Source organism: Paraburkholderia sp. SIMBA_030 (assembly GCF_046535245.1).
Lineage (GTDB): Bacteria > Pseudomonadota > Gammaproteobacteria > Burkholderiales > Burkholderiaceae > Paraburkholderia.
In genome coordinates this window covers 1-230 of the sequence record NZ_JAWRXB010001818.1, presented here as the reverse complement: position 1 = coordinate 230, position 230 = coordinate 1, and the positions used below count along the sequence as shown (strand labels likewise).

General features: G+C 33.0%; 1 protein-coding gene. It reads left to right on the top strand.

Features of this window, described 5'->3' with window-relative positions:
* Window positions 1-230 (top strand): hypothetical protein (locus tag SB772_RS46260; protein ID WP_410839302.1); only part of this gene is annotated, 230 nt, incomplete at both ends.

Below are 230 nucleotides of genomic sequence, written 5' to 3'. Positions count from 1 at the left end.
GCCATTAGACAATTTAGATGAGCCAAAAGAGGTTGAGCAGACAGTTAATAATCTTCTAGGAGAAGTTAGATCTAAGTTTGAGAAACTACAAGGTAACTATGACGATGACTATAAAACAGAATGTGGTCTAGCTAGTCAAATTATTAAATCTTGCGATGGTTCTGATACTTTTTTTAATACTGTTGATAAAATTGAATATTACTCTAGCAACCTAAAATGGGCATTGAGAG